Here is a 14538-nt window from a genome sequence, read left to right as displayed (position 1 = left end):
GTCAGGCCGGCTCCGGCGGGTGCAGCGCCCCGAACAGCAGTCCTTCCAGAAAGCAGTAAATACACTGCTCGGTAGCGTCGGGCGAGGTATCAGTCAGGGAGGGCAGGTGCCGGGCGAAGAAGAGCTGCTTCTGGGCGGCTTCCACCACGGTACTGATCAGGGCGTGGGGGTAGGCGTAGGCGGGACTCAGCTCCTGCACCACGCGGGCAATATCGGCCACCAGGTACTTGTACTCCCGGAACAGCCCGGCCTGGTTGTCTTCATCCACCTCGTGGGTGAGGTAAGCCTTCGAGGACTCCCGGACCACGATGCGGTAGAGGGCAGCCTCGTCGAGCTCGGTGGTGGTGGGGTCGTCGCGGTGGGCGCGGGTCAGAATTTCCAGAATCAGGCGCAGGCGCCGGGCGGCAGCCGGTACGTTGTGGGTGTGAAACCGGATCTGAAACCGCAGCCAGGCCCAGTACCACGACACCAGGTAGCCTAGCAGCCGATGCTTGTTTTCGAAGTAGCGGTACAAGGAGGCTTCCGTGGACTGCATGCGCTGGGCCAGCTTGCGGAAGGTAAACTGCTCCAGCCCGATTTCGTCAATCAGCCGGACGCTTTCCGCTATCAGCCGACGCCCCAGTTCCGTTTCCTGGGGGTCGCGCAGGTACAGTCTGCAGTTTACTTCTATGCGCAGCGAGGTACTCATACAGGTAGGCAGTTGGCCCAAAGGGAAGCTACTATTGCCGTTGATAGTATTACTTTCATGTAAGGGTAGTATTCAGCCACTCAGGACCAGTTGAGTCCCGTTTTGCTGGCGGCGGATTCTACACTGCAAAGGTAGGTATTGCTCCTACTGCTGAACTTAAGACCAAATTAAATGGAGCTTAAGTTTCGATTAAAAATGCGCGGATCGGTCGCTTTTTCCGCTTTCCAGCCCTTGGTACATCTTCCCCGGCGTATCTGCGTACCTTTGCCCGGCGAGTTGCGGCGTTGCAACTCGTGGTTCCTCCTGCCTACCTGATTTGGCTCCTCACGTATGAGGCTTTACTCTCTCCTGTCTGCTGCCGTGCTCTGCGGCGGCCTTGCCTGGTCGGGGCCCGTGGGGGCCCAGCAGGCTCCCGCCAAGAAGCCGGCCCCTACCCCTGCTGCTACCGGCAAACCCTCTGCTCCGGCGCCTACTACCCGCCCGGCTTCTGCTACCCCAGCTGGCTCCGCCAAACCCGGTCAGGGTGCGGTTGCTAAACCGGGCGCGGCTAAACCGGCCACCACCGCCAAGCCAGCGGCCAAACCGGCTGCACCGGCCGCGACCAAACCGGCCACCACGGCCAGGCCGGCTACCCCCGTTGCCACGCCGAAACCGGCCGCCCCCACGGGACCACCTTTACCGGCCAACCTGGGCTCCGCCGACCCGGCCACCCGCTACCGCAACGGCAAAACCCTGCTCGACCAAACCCGCTACGAGCTGGCCCTGCAGGAGCTGCAGCCCATTACGGCCCCCGGCAGCCAGTTTCAGCGGGCCCCGGAAGCGGCCTACCTCTACGCCGTGGCGGCTAGCCGGGCTAAAAAATGGGCCGAAGCCGAGCAGATGCTGAACCTGCTGCGCACCGAGTACTCCCGGTGGCCCAACCTGCCCGAGGCCTTCTTTCTACAAGGTCAGGTGTCCTTCGAACAGGGCGACTTCGACAACGCCCTGCGCGTGCTGAGCCAGCTTCCGCCCGACCAGCTGACGACGGAGCGCGAGAACATGAAGGCCGTCTATCTGCCCCGCGTCAAGGACAAGGCTACCTTCCAGACGCTGCTAAAAGCCTACCCTCAGGATGCTGCGCTGGCCCGTGCCTACGCCGATAAGCTTGCCAACGGGGGGTGGTACACTGAGGCCGACAAGCCCCAGCTCGACCAACTCATTGCCCAGTTTACCCTCGACCGTACCCGCTACACGCCCCGCCCCCGGGCCCAGAAGAAGAGCACCTACAACATTGGGGTGCTGCTGCCCTTCGAGTTTGACGACCCCAGCTGGGAAACGCGGCGCAAAAACCAGTTTGTAACGGACCTGTACGCCGGCATGCGCCTGGCCCAGGATTCCTTGCAGCGTGAGGGCCGGCCCGTGCAGCTGTTCGCCTATGATACCGGCGCCGATACCCTGCAGCTGAAGCAGGTGCTGACCCTGCCGGAACTGGCGGGCATGGATATGCTTATCGGGCCGGTGTATAAATCGGGCAGCAAGATTCTGGCCCGCTACGCCCAGCAAAAGCAGATTGTGGTGGTTAACCCCCTCTCCCAGGACGGCGACCTGGTGCTGGATAACCCCTGGCACTACCTCTTTGAGCCCAGCACGGCTACGCAGGCCCGGCTGGCGGCCCAGTTTGCTTTTACCCGCCTGGGCGGGGCGCGCACGGCCGTGGTGCTCTACGAAGACAGCAAGGACGAGGCCGCGTTCGGGCAAGCCTACAAACAGGCCTACGAGGCGCTGGGCGGGCGCGTGCTGCAGCTGCGCCGCATCAACTCCGACGTGGAAGAATCCCTGGCCAGCGGCTTTGCGGGCGTTGATCTGAAAACGGTGGGCCACCTGGTGGTTGCTTCCGACGCCAAAAAGGCCGGCCCCTACACCCTCGGGGTACTGAAAGCCCAGGATGCCCGCACCCCCCTTATTACGTACGCTTCCTGGCTGGAAAATAACCGCATTGGTCTGGGCCAGCTGGATGCCCGCGACGTGTACTTCGTGCACCCCAAGTTTGTGGACCGCACCAGCCCCGGCGCGCGCCGGGTGCGCCAGCTTTACACCCAGCGCCAGAACCTGCCGCCTTCGGTGTTTGCCTTGTCCGGCTTCGAGCTGCTGTATTACTTCGCCAGTCAGCTTCACCAGCACGGCCCGGCCTTCCAGCAGCCGCTGGCCACCGGTGGCCCGGTTTCGGGCACCGTATTCCAGGGCATCGGCTACCCCGGCGGCAGCCACGACAACCAGTACGTGCCCCTGACCAAATTGGAGCGCCTGGAGGTAGAAGTGCTGAACCCTGTCGGCATCCGTTAGGTTTACCTTCTGGTCTCAAGCTGCTGTTGTGCCCCGGCACGGGGCAGCTACCGGGGCCGTTTATCCAGCATCATCCACGACTCACGAAGCAGGCGCTTCGCGCTACATCCCCACTTATGGAATCTTCCAACCTCACTACTACCCCCGAGTTGCACCTAAGCACGAGTGATGCTCTGTTTACCCGCGCCAAAAACCACATTCCGGGCGGGGTAAACTCGCCGGTGCGCGCGTTCCGGGCCGTGGGCGGCCACCCCGTGTTCATGCAGTCGGCCAAGGGCGCCTGGCTGACCGACGTGGACGGGAATCGCTACCTTGATTTTATTAACTCCTGGGGCCCCATGATTCTGGGCCACGCCCCGGAGCTGGTGCTGGAGGCCGTGCAGCAAGCCGTGCAGGGCTCCCTCTCATTTGGAGCCCCCACGCGCCGCGAGGTGGAAATGGCCGAGCTCATCAAGCAGATGGTGCCCAGCATCGAGAAAGTACGCCTGGTCAACTCCGGCACCGAGGCTACGATGTCGGCCATCCGGGTGGCGCGGGGCTTCACGGGCCGCGACAAAATCATCAAGTTCGAGGGCTGCTACCACGGCCACGGCGACTCCTTCCTGATTGCGGCCGGCTCCGGGGCCCTCACCCTGGGCGCCCCCGATTCGCCGGGCGTTACCCAGGGCGTGGCCCAGGATACGCTCACGGTCCCCTACAACGACCTGGCCGCCGTGGAAGCGGTTATTTCGGCCAACGAAGGCCAAGTAGCCGCCCTGATTCTGGAGCCGGTGGTGGGCAACATGGGCCTGGTAGCGCCCCAGCCGGGCTACCTGCAGGGCCTGCGCGAGTTGTGCACCCGCCACGGCATCGTGCTGATTTTTGATGAGGTGATGACCGGCTTCCGGCTAGCACGCGGTGGTGCCCAGGAGCTCTACGGCATCACCCCGGACCTGACGACGCTCGGCAAAATCATTGGGGGTGGCATGCCGGTGGGCGCGTACGGCGGCCGCCAGGACATTATGGACAACGTGGCCCCCGCCGGCAAGGTGTACCAGGCGGGCACGCTTTCGGGCAACCCCATTGCCACGGCCGCGGGCATCGCCCAGCTTTCCTACCTCAACGAGCACCCCGAACTCTACGACGAGCTCAACCGCATTACTACCCGCATTGCCGACGGCACCCGCCAGATTTGCCAGGAACTGGGCCTGAACTACACCGTAAATCAGGTGGGCTCTATGTTCAGCGTGTTCTTTACCAGCCAACCCGTTACCGATCTGGAGTCAGCCAAAACTTCTGATACGGAAGCTTTTGGCCGCTACTTCCGGGCCATGCTGCACCGGGGCATCTACCTGGCGCCGGCTCAGTACGAGGCCCTGTTCGTGAGCACGGCCATCACCGACGACCTGGTGGACCACTACCTCACGGCCTGCCGCGAATCCATGCAGGAAGCCCACGGCTTGTAGGTGAGTTGGTGAAATGGTGAAGGTGTGAAACACCGGGGCTGGTTGGAGTTACAAGCCGGCGGGCCCCTACCCTCTCCTTCCCTGACAAACCCTTACTTCCAACGCGGAGGTAGGGGTTTGCTCGTTTATCGGGGGTAGGAAACGGGGGATTGAGCTGGGGTTATGCACATTTTTGGCCTTTCCCGGCACTTCCTTCCGCAGTACATGCCCAAATTCCCGACCTTTGCCCGAAACCATTCTTGCCCTATGCCCCGATTCCGACAGTTGCTACTGCTGTTTCTGCTGCTGTGGCTTGCCGTGCCGGCCGTGTTGCTGGCACAAACCGAGACGCCCGCCGCGGCCAATAAGCGCCTCTTCGACCGCACGGTGGATGAGTTGAACTTCCGGACCATGGAAACCGTGTACGACAAGTCCTTCGCGCGGGGCAAATTCCCGGTGTCGCTGCGCACGGCCAAAGCCCGCCGGGAGTTCGATAACTTTCCCGGTCGCGACGACCTGAAAAAGCTGTTCCAGAACTACAACAGCGTTTCGGACCGCTTCAAAAGCCGCTTCGGCAAGGGCCGTACCGACCTGGTAGAGTTCGAGAAGCAGCTGAATACCATTCTGGTTGACCGCAACTTTGAGTTCTTTATCCGGGTGCTCCCCCGCGACGAGCGCATTGCCCTGATCCGGAGCCTGCAGCGGGCCATTAAGCAGGGCGCCGCCCAGTTCAACGCCTCCCAGGACCCGGCCCCTGAGGAGCTGGCCGCCGACGGCGCCGCCGTGCCGCCCGCCGATATCGACCCCGCCTCGGCGTCCTCGGCCAACACAACCCCGGAGGCCGTAGCCGCCGAAGATCCGCAGCCCGAGCCGGAGGTGGCGCTGGCCTCGCCCGCCACGGGGTATGCCGGGCCCCGCTCCCTCGACACGGCCCCGCGCCACGACTGGATGGATTACCTGAACCTATTGCTTTCGGGTAGCTCCCTGCTGCTGCTGCTCTACCTGGTTACCAGCGTTTTGCCCGACCTGCGCAGCCGCCTCGATGCCCTCACCGAAGACCAGGAACTTCCTGCCCCCCGTACCCGTAGGCCCGCCCCGCTGCCCGAGGACCGCTACGAGGATGAAAATTAAAGAGTAAGAAGCCTGGCCTGCTGGCGCCCGGTTTAGGCCCGGTTCTCACTTTTTAATTCCTAAATTTTTAACTGAACGCATGATCCTTACCGACCAGCAGATTCTCGCCGAAATGGAGCGGGGCAACATTGTTATTGAGCCCTACGACCGGAGTTGCCTCGGCACCAACTCCTACGATGTGCACCTGGGCCGCTACCTGGCTACCTACCGCGACGCCGTGCTGGACGCCCGCAAGCACAACGAAATCGACGTGTTTGAAATCCCCGAGGAAGGCTACGTGCTGCAGCCCGGCATCCTGTACCTGGGCGTAACCGAGGAGTACACCGAAAGCCACGCCCATGTGCCGTTCCTGGAAGGCAAAAGCAGCGTCGGCCGCCTGGGCATTGATATCCACGCCACGGCCGGCAAAGGCGACATTGGGTTCTGCAACACCTGGACCCTGGAAATCAGCGTGTCCATGCCCGTGCGCGTGTATCACCGCATGCCCGTGGGCCAGCTGATTTACTTTGCCGTGCAGGGCGACGTAGAAACCTTCTACAACCGCAAAGCCAACGCCAAGTACAACGACCGCACGGTAAAGCCCGTGGAGTCGATGATGTGGAAAAACAAGTTCTAGAAGCCCGCGTCTGGCCCGGGGCGTTGCTACCTAAAGCGCTGGGTAGCAATGCTCCGGGCCAGACGCTTTTTTTGGGGTGACTAAACTCACTGGCACAGTTTTTCGTTAAGAACAGACATACGGTGAGGTTTCGAGCAATCGGAATCCACTGTCTTTCTGTGACTTCGACCTGTCTTAAGCATCCTTTCCGATGAAAAAGAACCTTGCCGCTGCGGCTGCCTTACTCGTTGCTTCGCTGGGGGCGCATGCCCAGCAGAAGCCCGCCCAGGCCCCGCAGAAAAAACCAACTCCGGCCGCTGCCCGCCTCAACCCAGTGCAGGACCACGCCCGCAAGCTCTCGGAGCAGATGGCCCGCGACCTGCGCCTGAATGGCTACCAGAAAAATCGTTTGCAAGCCATCAACGAGGATAAGCAAGCTAAAATCGTAGCTATCAACCAGCGAAACGCCGGCAACGACAAGCTGATCAAGCAGCAGTGCGACGCCGTGTGCAAGGAGCGCGACAAGGAGCTGCAAGCCGTGCTCAGCACCGACCAGTACAGCGACTACTACGGCTCGCGCCCCACGTACAACGCGTTTAGCATGAACTACAACAAGGCGGCCGATGCTATCTTTGTAAACTCGGTGCAGAACCCGTTGCCGGCCAGCAGTAACGGTACCACCATTGGGCCGGCCCGCTCCGCGGCCCCTACCCCCGGCACTAAGTAGTACCCTTCCCGGAAGCCAAGTCCAAACCAAAAAGCCGCCCTCGGATATCCGGGGGCGGCTTTTTGGTGAGTATTGCTACCAGAACTAGCGCTGTTTGCGTTCTTCCTCTTCGATGTGGTCCATCAGCTGGCGGCACAGGTCGCGCATTTTGGTGGCCATTACCGAGTCGTTGGTGGCGGTTACAATGCTTTCGGCCATGGCGCCCATGGTGTCCACGTAGAAGCGCTTCATTTCATCAACGGGCATTTCCTTGGTCCAGAGGTCAATTTTCATGGTACCACGCTCGTCCCGGTCCCAAAGGGCAATGTTGATGGCTTTGGCAAAGTGAATATCGGGGCCCGCATCGGTAGCCGACCAGCTGATGGCCTCGGGTACCTTCTGATCGTCGAGGGCAATGCTGAAGCGGATTTCAGATTTTTTCATGCTGCGAAAAATTAAAAAAGAACGTCATGCTGCGCGAGTTTTAAGGCTTCGCACAGCATGACGAACTGCTTGGATTGTTCAGTCAAACCGTGATTAAACGTAGTTGTTCAGCATCACGGGCATTACCAGCATCAGGATGCTTTCGTTGTCGTCGGGGGTAGTAGGCATCAGCAGGCCGGCGCGGTTGGGCGTGCTCAGCTCCAGGGTAATTTCTTCGGAGTCGATGTTGCTCAGCATTTCCGTCAGAAACTTAGCGTTGAAGCCGATTTCCATGTCCTCGCCGTCGTACTGGCAGGCCAGCTTTTCGTTGGCTTCGTTGCTGAAATCCAGGTCCTCGGCCGAAACCGTTAGCTCCGAGCCAGCCAGGCGCAGGCGCACCTGGTGGGTGGTTTTGTTGGAGTAGATGCTGATGCGCTTCACCGAGTTCAGAATCTCCTGTCGGCTGATAATGAGCTTGTTGGGGTTGCTCACCGGAATTACGTTCTCGTAGTCGGGGTAGCGCTCATCAATCAGGCGGCACACCAGGCGCATCTGGTTGAAGCTGAAGAAAGCATTGGAGTTGTTGAACTCCACGCGCACGGTCGTCGCCTCAGAAGGCAGGGCACCTTTCAGCAGATTAAAGGCCTTGCGCGGAATGATGATGTTGGCCGTCTGGCCGGCACCCACATCGGAGCGGCGGTAGCGCAGCAGGCGGTGGCCATCGGTAGCCACGAAAGTCACCTGATTATCAGCCAACTGTACCAGAATACCCGTCATGGCGGGGCGCAGCTCGTCGGTGCTTACCGCGAAAATGGTTTTGTTGATGGCTCGCGACAACGAGGAGGACGGCATTTCCACGGGAGCCGAGCCCTTTACCACCGGCACGCGGGGGAAATCGGTGGCGTTTTCGCCGGCCAGCTTGTAGCGGCCGTTGGAGCTGGCAATTTCAATGGTGTACGTTTCCTCGTCCAGGGTGAAGGTCACGGGCTGGTCGGGCAGGTTTTTCAGCGTATCGAGCAGGATGCGGGCCGGGGCAGCAATGCGGCCACTTTCGCGGGCTTCTACGGGCAGCTCGGTCATCATGCTGGTCTCCAGATCGGAGGCCGTAATCGTCAGCTTGCCGTCCTCGATTTCAAAGAGAAAGTTCTCTAGAATCGGCACCACGGGGTTGTTCGTGACCACGCCATTGATGCCCTGAAGCTGCTTGAGCAGGGCGGAAGACGAGACGATAAATTTCATATAACGGGGCGGGTTTCGGTCGGTTTTTTCGAAGAGGACAAAGATAGGGAACGGCGGCGGGTTTGGAAACGGTGCAGGAAAGCAGTACCGACAATCCTTGCCGGTCGCGCACTGCTGCCCTCTATTGCCGCTTATTCCGGGCGCGAAACAAAATATAGTTAAACTCAGCTATTGAACTAAGCGCGGAATAGCTGCTATTTAGCGTCGTTGTATTTTCCGCCCCTGTTTCCACTACCCACTATGTCTTCTCTGCGGCTGCATCATCTTGTCTATCACAGCTCGGCTACTACCCCCATGAGCGAACAGGAACTAGCTGACTTGCTAGCGCAGTCCCGGCATTGGAATACGGCGCACCATCTTACCGGCCTGCTGCTCTACAGCCACGGCAATATTATGCAGGTGCTGGAAGGCCCGGAGCACGAGGTGGAATACATTTTCAGCCGCATCCGCCTCGACCAGCGCCACCAAAACGTGTTGAAGCTGGCCGACGGCCCCATCAGCTTCCGCAACTTTTCGCAGTGGTCCATGGGCTTCAAAGTTGTTGATCCGGCCGCCTTCCAGCAGCTTACCGGCTACCGCAACCTGACCAGTTCCTCCTACCTCTCCACCTACTCCGAAAACGAAAACGAGTCGCTGCACGCCCTGCTCACCAGCTTCGTCACGGAGGATGAAATTCGGCTGTAACTGCGGTAACTGCAACAAAAAAGGAGCCGCATCACGGCTCCTTTTTTGTTGCGGCTAGAAGGAGGCGTACCGCCGCTTCCGGCGCCAGGCGCGCACCAACCCGAATAGGCCCAGCAGCACCAGCGGCGCCCCCAGGTTTAGCAGCTGCCACTGGCGGCGCTCGGCAATGGCGCGCAGCTTGTCGAGGGGGCGCAGGGTGATTTGCTTGCCGCGCACGGCAATCAGGCCTGACTCATCCAGCATGTAGTCTACGGCGTTCAGGACCAGCTCGCGGTTGGCAAATTCGGTGTTAGCGAGGCGGTCGAAGCCGAGGCGGAAGGGCCGGCCGGTTTTGGGGTCCACGTCGTTGCGCACGAAGTCGCCATCGGAAACGACCAGCACCTTGGCCGGACGGGCCTGGGGCGAGGTTTCGGGCTGGAAGCGGGTAGTGCCGGGCTCGGCGCGGTTGGCAAACAAGGACCGGAACTGACCTTCCAGCAAGTAGCCCACCGGCTTAAACTGCGCCGTGTACAGCTTAGGATTGGGCTCCAGGCGGGCGTCGTTGAGGTTGACGGGCACGGGGGCAGGTAGCACCCGGGAGTAGCGCGAGGTGAACAGCAGGGGCGTTTTCCGAATCCCGACAGCCTTCACCGTGTCCATGCTGCTCACGAACTTGGTGTACACCGCATCGAGGTTGCGCGTGACGGGGTGCTGGCTGAAGTTGTTGATGAGCGGATAGAACTGCCAGGGCATGGGCTCTACCTTGGGCTTGTCGCCGAGGCTACCCGTCACGAGCGGAATAACCCCGGAGTTGAGGTCCAGGAGCAGATCGGGGTTCACGCGCACCCCGTACTTGAACAGCATATCCTCCAGGCCCAGCTGGAGCGGAAATGAGAGCATGCCGCCCCGGTTGGCGCTGTCGAGGTTGACGCGCATGGCATCCACGAAGAACAGCGCGTTGCCGCCCTGGGTAATGAACTGATCGAGCTTGAACTTCTCGGGCTCGGAGTAAGCCGTAGCAGGCTTGGCCACAATAATGGCACTGAGGGTTTTCAGGTCCTGGGGGCGGGCCTGGTTCAGGTTTACCCGGAACACGTCGTAGAACTGCTGGAGGGAGCCAATCAGGTCGCCGGCTTCCTGGTTCGACAGCTCGCCGTGACCTTCCAGCACCCCAATGCGCTTGCGCTGGCCGGGGTTCAGCTTACGGATGGCACTGGCCAACTCATACTCCAGGCCTTCAATGCTTTGGTTGAGGCGCACATCGGAGGGGGCGGCCTGGTTGCCGCGCAGCAGCAGTACCTGCTGCTCTTTGCCACCGGCGGCTACCGTGGCCCACGGGAAAATGATTTTCTCAACTCGTTTGCCGTTTTCGTTGGCTCCGAGGTTAGTGGGGCGCAGGCCTTTCTTGAGCAGAGTTGTGTAGTACTCGTTGCGGGCCTTTTCGGTGCCGGCGGCCGAAGGGTCCACGAACACGTAGTGCAAGTTGGCTCCGCCGTACACCTGCATTTCATTCAGGGTTTCGCGCACCGACTGCTGCAGGCGGCGAAAGGCCGGCGGGAAGTCGCCTTCCAGGTACACCGTCACGGTTACGGGCTGCTTCAGATTTTCCAGCAGCTGCTTGGTGGCCCCGGCCATGGTGTAGCGCTTTTCCTCCGTCAGATCGAGGCGGAAGAAAAACAGCCCGCCCAGAAAGTTGAGCAGCAGCAGCCCCAGCACGGCCACCCCAAAGCGCGTCAGGTCGCGGCGTTTGCGGGTGGTTACCGGGGTAGTAGGTTCGGGAGCAGGTGAAGCCATAAGGCGGCGTATTGCAGATCAGATAGTTAGAATTCAGCGCCCGGTTTGGGGCCGAATGAGGGGGTAGGGAAAGGATTACCAGTTGCGGCTTTGCAGCACCAAGCGAGTACCCAGCAATAACCCTACAATCAGGCTACCGAAGTACAGCAGGTCGCGGGAGTCGATGAGGCCCTTGCTGATGTCGCGGTAGTGAGCCGCAATGCCCAGCTGCCCGATGTAGTACGCCGGGGCACCATCAAACACCGAAGCCAGCGAATCGAAGCCTGAGTACACCAGAAAGCAGCCCACTACAGCTACCAGAAAGGCAATAATCTGGTCGCGGGTAAGAGCCGAAGCAAAGACGCCAATAGCCGCAAACACCGCCGCCAGCAGGGTCAGGCCCAGGTAGGAGCCCACGGTAGCTGCCGAGTCGATGTTGCCCTTAGGGTTGCCCAGTTGGTACACTGAGTAGTAATAAAGCAACGTGGGCAGCAGGGTCAGTAGGGCTAGCAGCAGGCAGGCTAGGTACTTGCCGCCAATAATCTGCCCGTCGGTAAGCGGGCGGGTGAGCAGCAGCTCCATAGTGCCGGCCTTCTTCTCCTCGGCAAAAGTGCGCATGGTAAGGGCCGGAATCAGGAACAGAAAAATCCAGGGCGCCATGTTGAACAGCGTCTGCAGATCGGCATACCCGTAGTCCAGCACCGAGCTATCCGGGAATACCCACACAAACAGCCCGGTAGCCACCAAAAACACCCCAATGACCACGTAAGCCACCGGCGAGTTAAGGAAGGAGTTAAATTCTTTGCGAAGAATAGTCAGCATCAGGGGAGGTGACAATTAAAGAAGATTAGCCTTTGTTAGCCGAAACTCACTACATAGATATTTATACAGTAACAAATACTGCAGAAAGCACATAACAAGTGACTTATTAAAATCAAATATATCACCGTGTAGAAAAATAAATCTTTCACTTACTTCATACAAAATACTCACCATCAAACAAAGTATAAATATTTTATTTATGAAGGCATCAGTTTTGGAAAGCAAAAATAAAAGACCTAGTACATTGATGAACACAAATACAAGTGAAACCCATTCTGCAAGAAATGAATTTTGATTCACAGGAATAACTCCGAGTGCAAACAGCAGTAAACCGGATAAAGTAAACACCCAAGAAGTTAGCTTGATTTTAGGAGCTACCGTACGCACTTGCTGCCACAAGACAATTATTGCACCACCTAACAAAATATATCCAAATAGCACAGGCATGAAACGATAATTAATACCATGAATATTATATTGAAACAAATTCAGCACACCTAACTCGTTAAATACAGCTCTGTTACTAGTAAAAAATATAACGAACACAAATACAAACACTACAGGAATTGAAATAGACAAGTAGCGAATTAGTTTTAAATTTTGCATATCAAACTTATATTATCATATTATTCATTTCGTCAGTGACTGGAAGACCTGCTCTAGGCTTTGCTCCTCCTGCCGCAGCCCCAGCAGCACCCAGCCTTGCTGAGCCGCCAAGCGGGAAATGGCGCCGCGCTGGTCGGTGCCGCCTTTCGCCTGAATGCGGTAGATGTTGCCTGCTTCGGCTTCTACCCTATTGATGCCCGGCAAAGCCTGCAGCGGGGCTACCTCAATGGGCTGCTCAAACTCAGCGCGAATAATAGTTTCGCCAGCGGCGCGGGCACCCAGCTCAGCTACCGGCGAGTCGGCCACCAACTGGCCGCGGTTAATGATAACGGCGCGGCTGCAGAGGGCCGCCACTTCAGGTAGGATGTGGGTGCTGAAGATGACCGTTTTGTCCTGACCTAGTTCCCGAATCAGGTTGCGGATTTCGCCAATCTGGTTGGGGTCGAGGCCGGTGGTAGGCTCGTCGAGGATGAGCACGCCGGGGTCGTGAATGAGAGCCTGAGCCAGTCCTACCCGCTGGCGGTACCCTTTGGAGAGGGCCCCGATCTGCTTGTTTTGCTCACGACCCAGCCCTACCCGCTCCACCATCTGCTGTACCCGCTGTCGGCGCTGGCTTCCTTTCAGGCCGTGCACGGAACCGATGAATTCGAGGTACTCGTGCACGTACATATCCAAGTAAAGTGGGTTGTGCTCGGGCAGGTAGCCTACGCGGCGGCGCACTTCCAGGGGGGCCGTCTGCACATCGAAGCCATCCACCACCACCGTGCCCGCCGAGGGGGGCAGGTAGCCGGTGGCAATTTTCATGGTCGTGGATTTCCCTGCTCCGTTCGGCCCCAGAAAGCCCAGGATTTCGCCCTTGCCCGCCGTGAAGCTGATGTTATTCACGGCTGCCTGGGCGCCGAAGGTTTTGGTAAGCTGTTGAACTTCTACCATGGTTGAGTTGCCAATTACCAGTTTTCAGTTGCCGGTTTTTGAGACAAGGGTTACTGGGTACTCGGCGGTAGTTCTTGAAAGTAATTAATGAATCCGCTGAGCATCCGTCGGCACTCCACCAACAGAGCTACGGCATCATCAAAGGCGGCCTGAGAAAGATATTGTTGGTCCAAAGAAATGTAAAGCTGCGTTTCCAACTCATATAAGGAGCCGCGAGCTATGAAGAACAACTGCAGCGAATCACGAGCATGGTTACGACCACATCCCTCTGCCAAGTTAGAGGGAACAGAAACCGCACACCGCCGCATCTGGCTAGCTAACCCAAAGACTTCTTCCCGAGGAAAGTCGCGCGTGAGCTGATAAACCAGATTCGCTAACGCTCGGGCTTTCTGCCAAACACCGAGTTGCTTATAATCCTTCATTTATGCGTTGTCAGTAACCCAGGTTCAAGGCAAATGATTCTTAACGCAACAGCCATACACTCTCTGCTCCTGACAACTCACAACTGGTAACTGGCAACTCATTTAGGTTGGGTGGGCCGCATCTGCAGCTCCGAAATCATAACGGTTTGCGGAGCTTCCAGGGCATGGATAATGGCGGCGGCAACGTCCTGAGGTTGCATCTTGTGGGGGTTGGGCTCCTGGCCGGGGGTAGCCCCGTTGAAGTTGGTTTCCACCGAGCCCGGCATCAGGCAGGTTACCCGTACTCCATCGGGGCGCACTTCCTTGAATAGGGCGTCGGAGAAGCCACGGACGGCATATTTGGTAGCGCAGTACCCCGCCAGATTGGCCGTGCCGGCCGTGCCCGCCAGAGAAGCCACGTTAATAACATGGCCCTCGCGCTGCTTTTTCATCTGGGGCAGCACGGCTTTGGTGCAATAGAACAGGCCGTGCACGTTCGTGTCAAACATAGCGTGCCAGTCGTCGGATGAAAAGCCATCTACGGGGCCAAAATTGCCAATACCAGCATTATTGACCAGTACATGGATTTCCTGGCCCAGCTCGCGCTGCGTGTTCATGTAGGCTTCCTGCACGGCAATTTCGTTGCGGATGTCGCACTCGAAAAACTGAAACCGCTCGTGCTGCAGGCCTTGCGGTGCGGTGCGCCCCCAGCCTGCCACCACCGCTCCGCGCGCCAGCAGCGCCTCGGCCGTAGCCAGCCCAATTCCTTTGCTGACACCTGTGATAATGGCTACCTTGCCGCTTAGGTCCAT

The 14538-nt window shown here is 58.9% G+C and carries 15 protein-coding genes; 6 read left to right on the top strand and 9 right to left on the bottom strand.

Going from position 1 to position 14538, the window contains the following annotated elements; all coding sequences use genetic code 11:
* Position 1: 1 nt before the first annotated feature.
* Complete coding sequence (locus tag GGU46_RS09680; RefSeq protein ID WP_183403312.1) at positions 2–688, bottom strand: TetR/AcrR family transcriptional regulator; 687 nt, start codon at positions 686–688, stop codon at positions 2–4.
* 330 nt (positions 689–1018) lie between these two features.
* On the opposite strand from GGU46_RS09680, the gene GGU46_RS09675 reads away from it, so the two are divergent.
* The 5 genes from GGU46_RS09675 to GGU46_RS09655 all read left to right on the top strand — a co-directional run bounded on the left by GGU46_RS09675 (position 1019) and on the right by GGU46_RS09655 (position 6887).
* A complete protein-coding gene (locus GGU46_RS09675) occupies positions 1019–3010 on the top strand; it encodes an ABC transporter substrate-binding protein (RefSeq protein WP_183403311.1) in 1992 nt (663 codons plus the stop codon).
* 116 nt (positions 3011–3126) lie between these two features.
* On the top strand, positions 3127–4455 hold the full coding sequence (hemL, locus tag GGU46_RS09670; RefSeq protein ID WP_183403310.1) for a glutamate-1-semialdehyde 2,1-aminomutase: 1329 nt from the start codon (positions 3127–3129) through the stop codon (positions 4453–4455).
* 246 nt (positions 4456–4701) lie between these two features.
* On the top strand, positions 4702–5565 hold the full coding sequence (locus GGU46_RS09665; protein WP_183403309.1) for a hypothetical protein: 864 nt from the start codon (positions 4702–4704) through the stop codon (positions 5563–5565).
* A gap of 79 nt (positions 5566–5644) precedes the next feature.
* Entirely contained in the window at positions 5645–6181 is a 537-nt protein-coding gene (gene dcd, locus GGU46_RS09660; RefSeq protein WP_183403308.1) for a dCTP deaminase, read from the top strand.
* A 190-nt stretch (positions 6182–6371) separates the two neighbouring features.
* Positions 6372–6887: a hypothetical protein gene (locus tag GGU46_RS09655; RefSeq protein ID WP_183403307.1), complete on the top strand. Its 516-nt coding sequence runs from the start codon at positions 6372–6374 to the stop codon at positions 6885–6887.
* A gap of 84 nt (positions 6888–6971) precedes the next feature.
* Here the strand turns inward: GGU46_RS09655 and gldC are convergent, their stop codons facing one another.
* Both gldC and dnaN read right to left on the bottom strand, forming a co-directional pair.
* Positions 6972–7310: a gliding motility protein GldC gene (gene gldC, locus GGU46_RS09650; RefSeq protein WP_110977460.1), complete on the bottom strand. Its 339-nt coding sequence runs from the start codon at positions 7308–7310 to the stop codon at positions 6972–6974.
* Between the two features lie 93 nt (positions 7311–7403).
* Positions 7404–8528: a DNA polymerase III subunit beta gene (gene dnaN, locus GGU46_RS09645; protein WP_183403306.1), complete on the bottom strand. Its 1125-nt coding sequence runs from the start codon at positions 8526–8528 to the stop codon at positions 7404–7406.
* A gap of 240 nt (positions 8529–8768) precedes the next feature.
* Between dnaN and GGU46_RS09640 the strand changes: the two genes are divergently transcribed.
* Positions 8769–9212 (top strand): BLUF domain-containing protein, encoded by a 444-nt coding sequence (locus GGU46_RS09640; protein ID WP_183403305.1) that lies wholly within the window; start codon positions 8769–8771, stop codon positions 9210–9212.
* Between the two features lie 54 nt (positions 9213–9266).
* Here the strand turns inward: GGU46_RS09640 and gldG are convergent, their stop codons facing one another.
* The 6 genes from gldG to GGU46_RS09610 all read right to left on the bottom strand — a co-directional run bounded on the left by gldG (position 9267) and on the right by GGU46_RS09610 (position 14538).
* Entirely contained in the window at positions 9267–10985 is a 1719-nt protein-coding gene (gene gldG, locus GGU46_RS09635; RefSeq protein ID WP_183403304.1) for a gliding motility-associated ABC transporter substrate-binding protein GldG, read from the bottom strand.
* Between the two features lie 75 nt (positions 10986–11060).
* The gene (gldF, locus tag GGU46_RS09630) at positions 11061–11786 is read right to left on the bottom strand and encodes a gliding motility-associated ABC transporter permease subunit GldF (RefSeq protein ID WP_183403303.1); all 726 of its coding nucleotides are present in this window, start codon (positions 11784–11786) and stop codon (positions 11061–11063) included.
* A 15-nt stretch (positions 11787–11801) separates the two neighbouring features.
* A complete protein-coding gene (locus GGU46_RS09625; RefSeq protein WP_215906300.1) occupies positions 11802–12365 on the bottom strand; it encodes a hypothetical protein in 564 nt (187 codons plus the stop codon).
* A gap of 51 nt (positions 12366–12416) precedes the next feature.
* Positions 12417–13325 carry a gliding motility-associated ABC transporter ATP-binding subunit GldA gene (gene gldA, locus GGU46_RS09620; protein ID WP_183403301.1) on the bottom strand — a complete coding sequence of 303 codons (909 nt, stop codon included), beginning with the start codon at positions 13323–13325 and terminating at the stop codon, positions 12417–12419.
* A 50-nt stretch (positions 13326–13375) separates the two neighbouring features.
* Positions 13376–13747, bottom strand: a complete 372-nt coding sequence (locus GGU46_RS09615; RefSeq protein ID WP_183403300.1) for a four helix bundle protein — start codon at positions 13745–13747, stop codon at positions 13376–13378.
* Positions 13748–13845: 98 nt separating this feature from the next.
* On the bottom strand, positions 13846–14538 hold the full coding sequence (locus tag GGU46_RS09610; RefSeq protein ID WP_183403299.1) for an SDR family oxidoreductase: 693 nt from the start codon (positions 14536–14538) through the stop codon (positions 13846–13848).

Source organism: Hymenobacter latericoloratus (assembly GCF_014199535.1).
Classification (GTDB): Bacteria; Bacteroidota; Bacteroidia; order Cytophagales; family Hymenobacteraceae; genus Hymenobacter; species Hymenobacter latericoloratus.
Note: the sequence above shows the minus strand (reverse complement) of the source record. Positions and strands in the feature narration are given on the sequence as shown.

Excerpts from the sequence above, each read along its gene's own strand:
- GGU46_RS09680 (WP_183403312.1), bottom strand. The coding sequence starts at position 688 with ATGAGTACCTCGCTGCGCATAGAAGTAAACTGCAGACTGTACCTGCGC.
- GGU46_RS09675 (WP_183403311.1), top strand. The coding sequence starts at position 1,019 with ATGAGGCTTTACTCTCTCCTGTCTGCTGCCGTGCTCTGCGGCGGCCTT.
- hemL (WP_183403310.1), top strand. The coding sequence starts at position 3,127 with ATGGAATCTTCCAACCTCACTACTACCCCCGAGTTGCACCTAAGCACG.
- GGU46_RS09665 (WP_183403309.1), top strand. The coding sequence starts at position 4,702 with ATGCCCCGATTCCGACAGTTGCTACTGCTGTTTCTGCTGCTGTGGCTT.
- dcd (WP_183403308.1), top strand. The coding sequence starts at position 5,645 with ATGATCCTTACCGACCAGCAGATTCTCGCCGAAATGGAGCGGGGCAAC.
- GGU46_RS09655 (WP_183403307.1), top strand. The coding sequence starts at position 6,372 with ATGAAAAAGAACCTTGCCGCTGCGGCTGCCTTACTCGTTGCTTCGCTG.
- gldC (WP_110977460.1), bottom strand. The coding sequence starts at position 7,310 with ATGAAAAAATCTGAAATCCGCTTCAGCATTGCCCTCGACGATCAGAAG.
- dnaN (WP_183403306.1), bottom strand. The coding sequence starts at position 8,528 with ATGAAATTTATCGTCTCGTCTTCCGCCCTGCTCAAGCAGCTTCAGGGC.
- GGU46_RS09640 (WP_183403305.1), top strand. The coding sequence starts at position 8,769 with ATGTCTTCTCTGCGGCTGCATCATCTTGTCTATCACAGCTCGGCTACT.
- gldG (WP_183403304.1), bottom strand. The coding sequence starts at position 10,985 with ATGGCTTCACCTGCTCCCGAACCTACTACCCCGGTAACCACCCGCAAA.
- gldF (WP_183403303.1), bottom strand. The coding sequence starts at position 11,786 with ATGCTGACTATTCTTCGCAAAGAATTTAACTCCTTCCTTAACTCGCCG.
- gldA (WP_183403301.1), bottom strand. The coding sequence starts at position 13,325 with ATGGTAGAAGTTCAACAGCTTACCAAAACCTTCGGCGCCCAGGCAGCC.
- GGU46_RS09615 (WP_183403300.1), bottom strand. The coding sequence starts at position 13,747 with ATGAAGGATTATAAGCAACTCGGTGTTTGGCAGAAAGCCCGAGCGTTA.
- GGU46_RS09610 (WP_183403299.1), bottom strand. The coding sequence starts at position 14,538 with ATGGACCTAAGCGGCAAGGTAGCCATTATCACAGGTGTCAGCAAAGGA.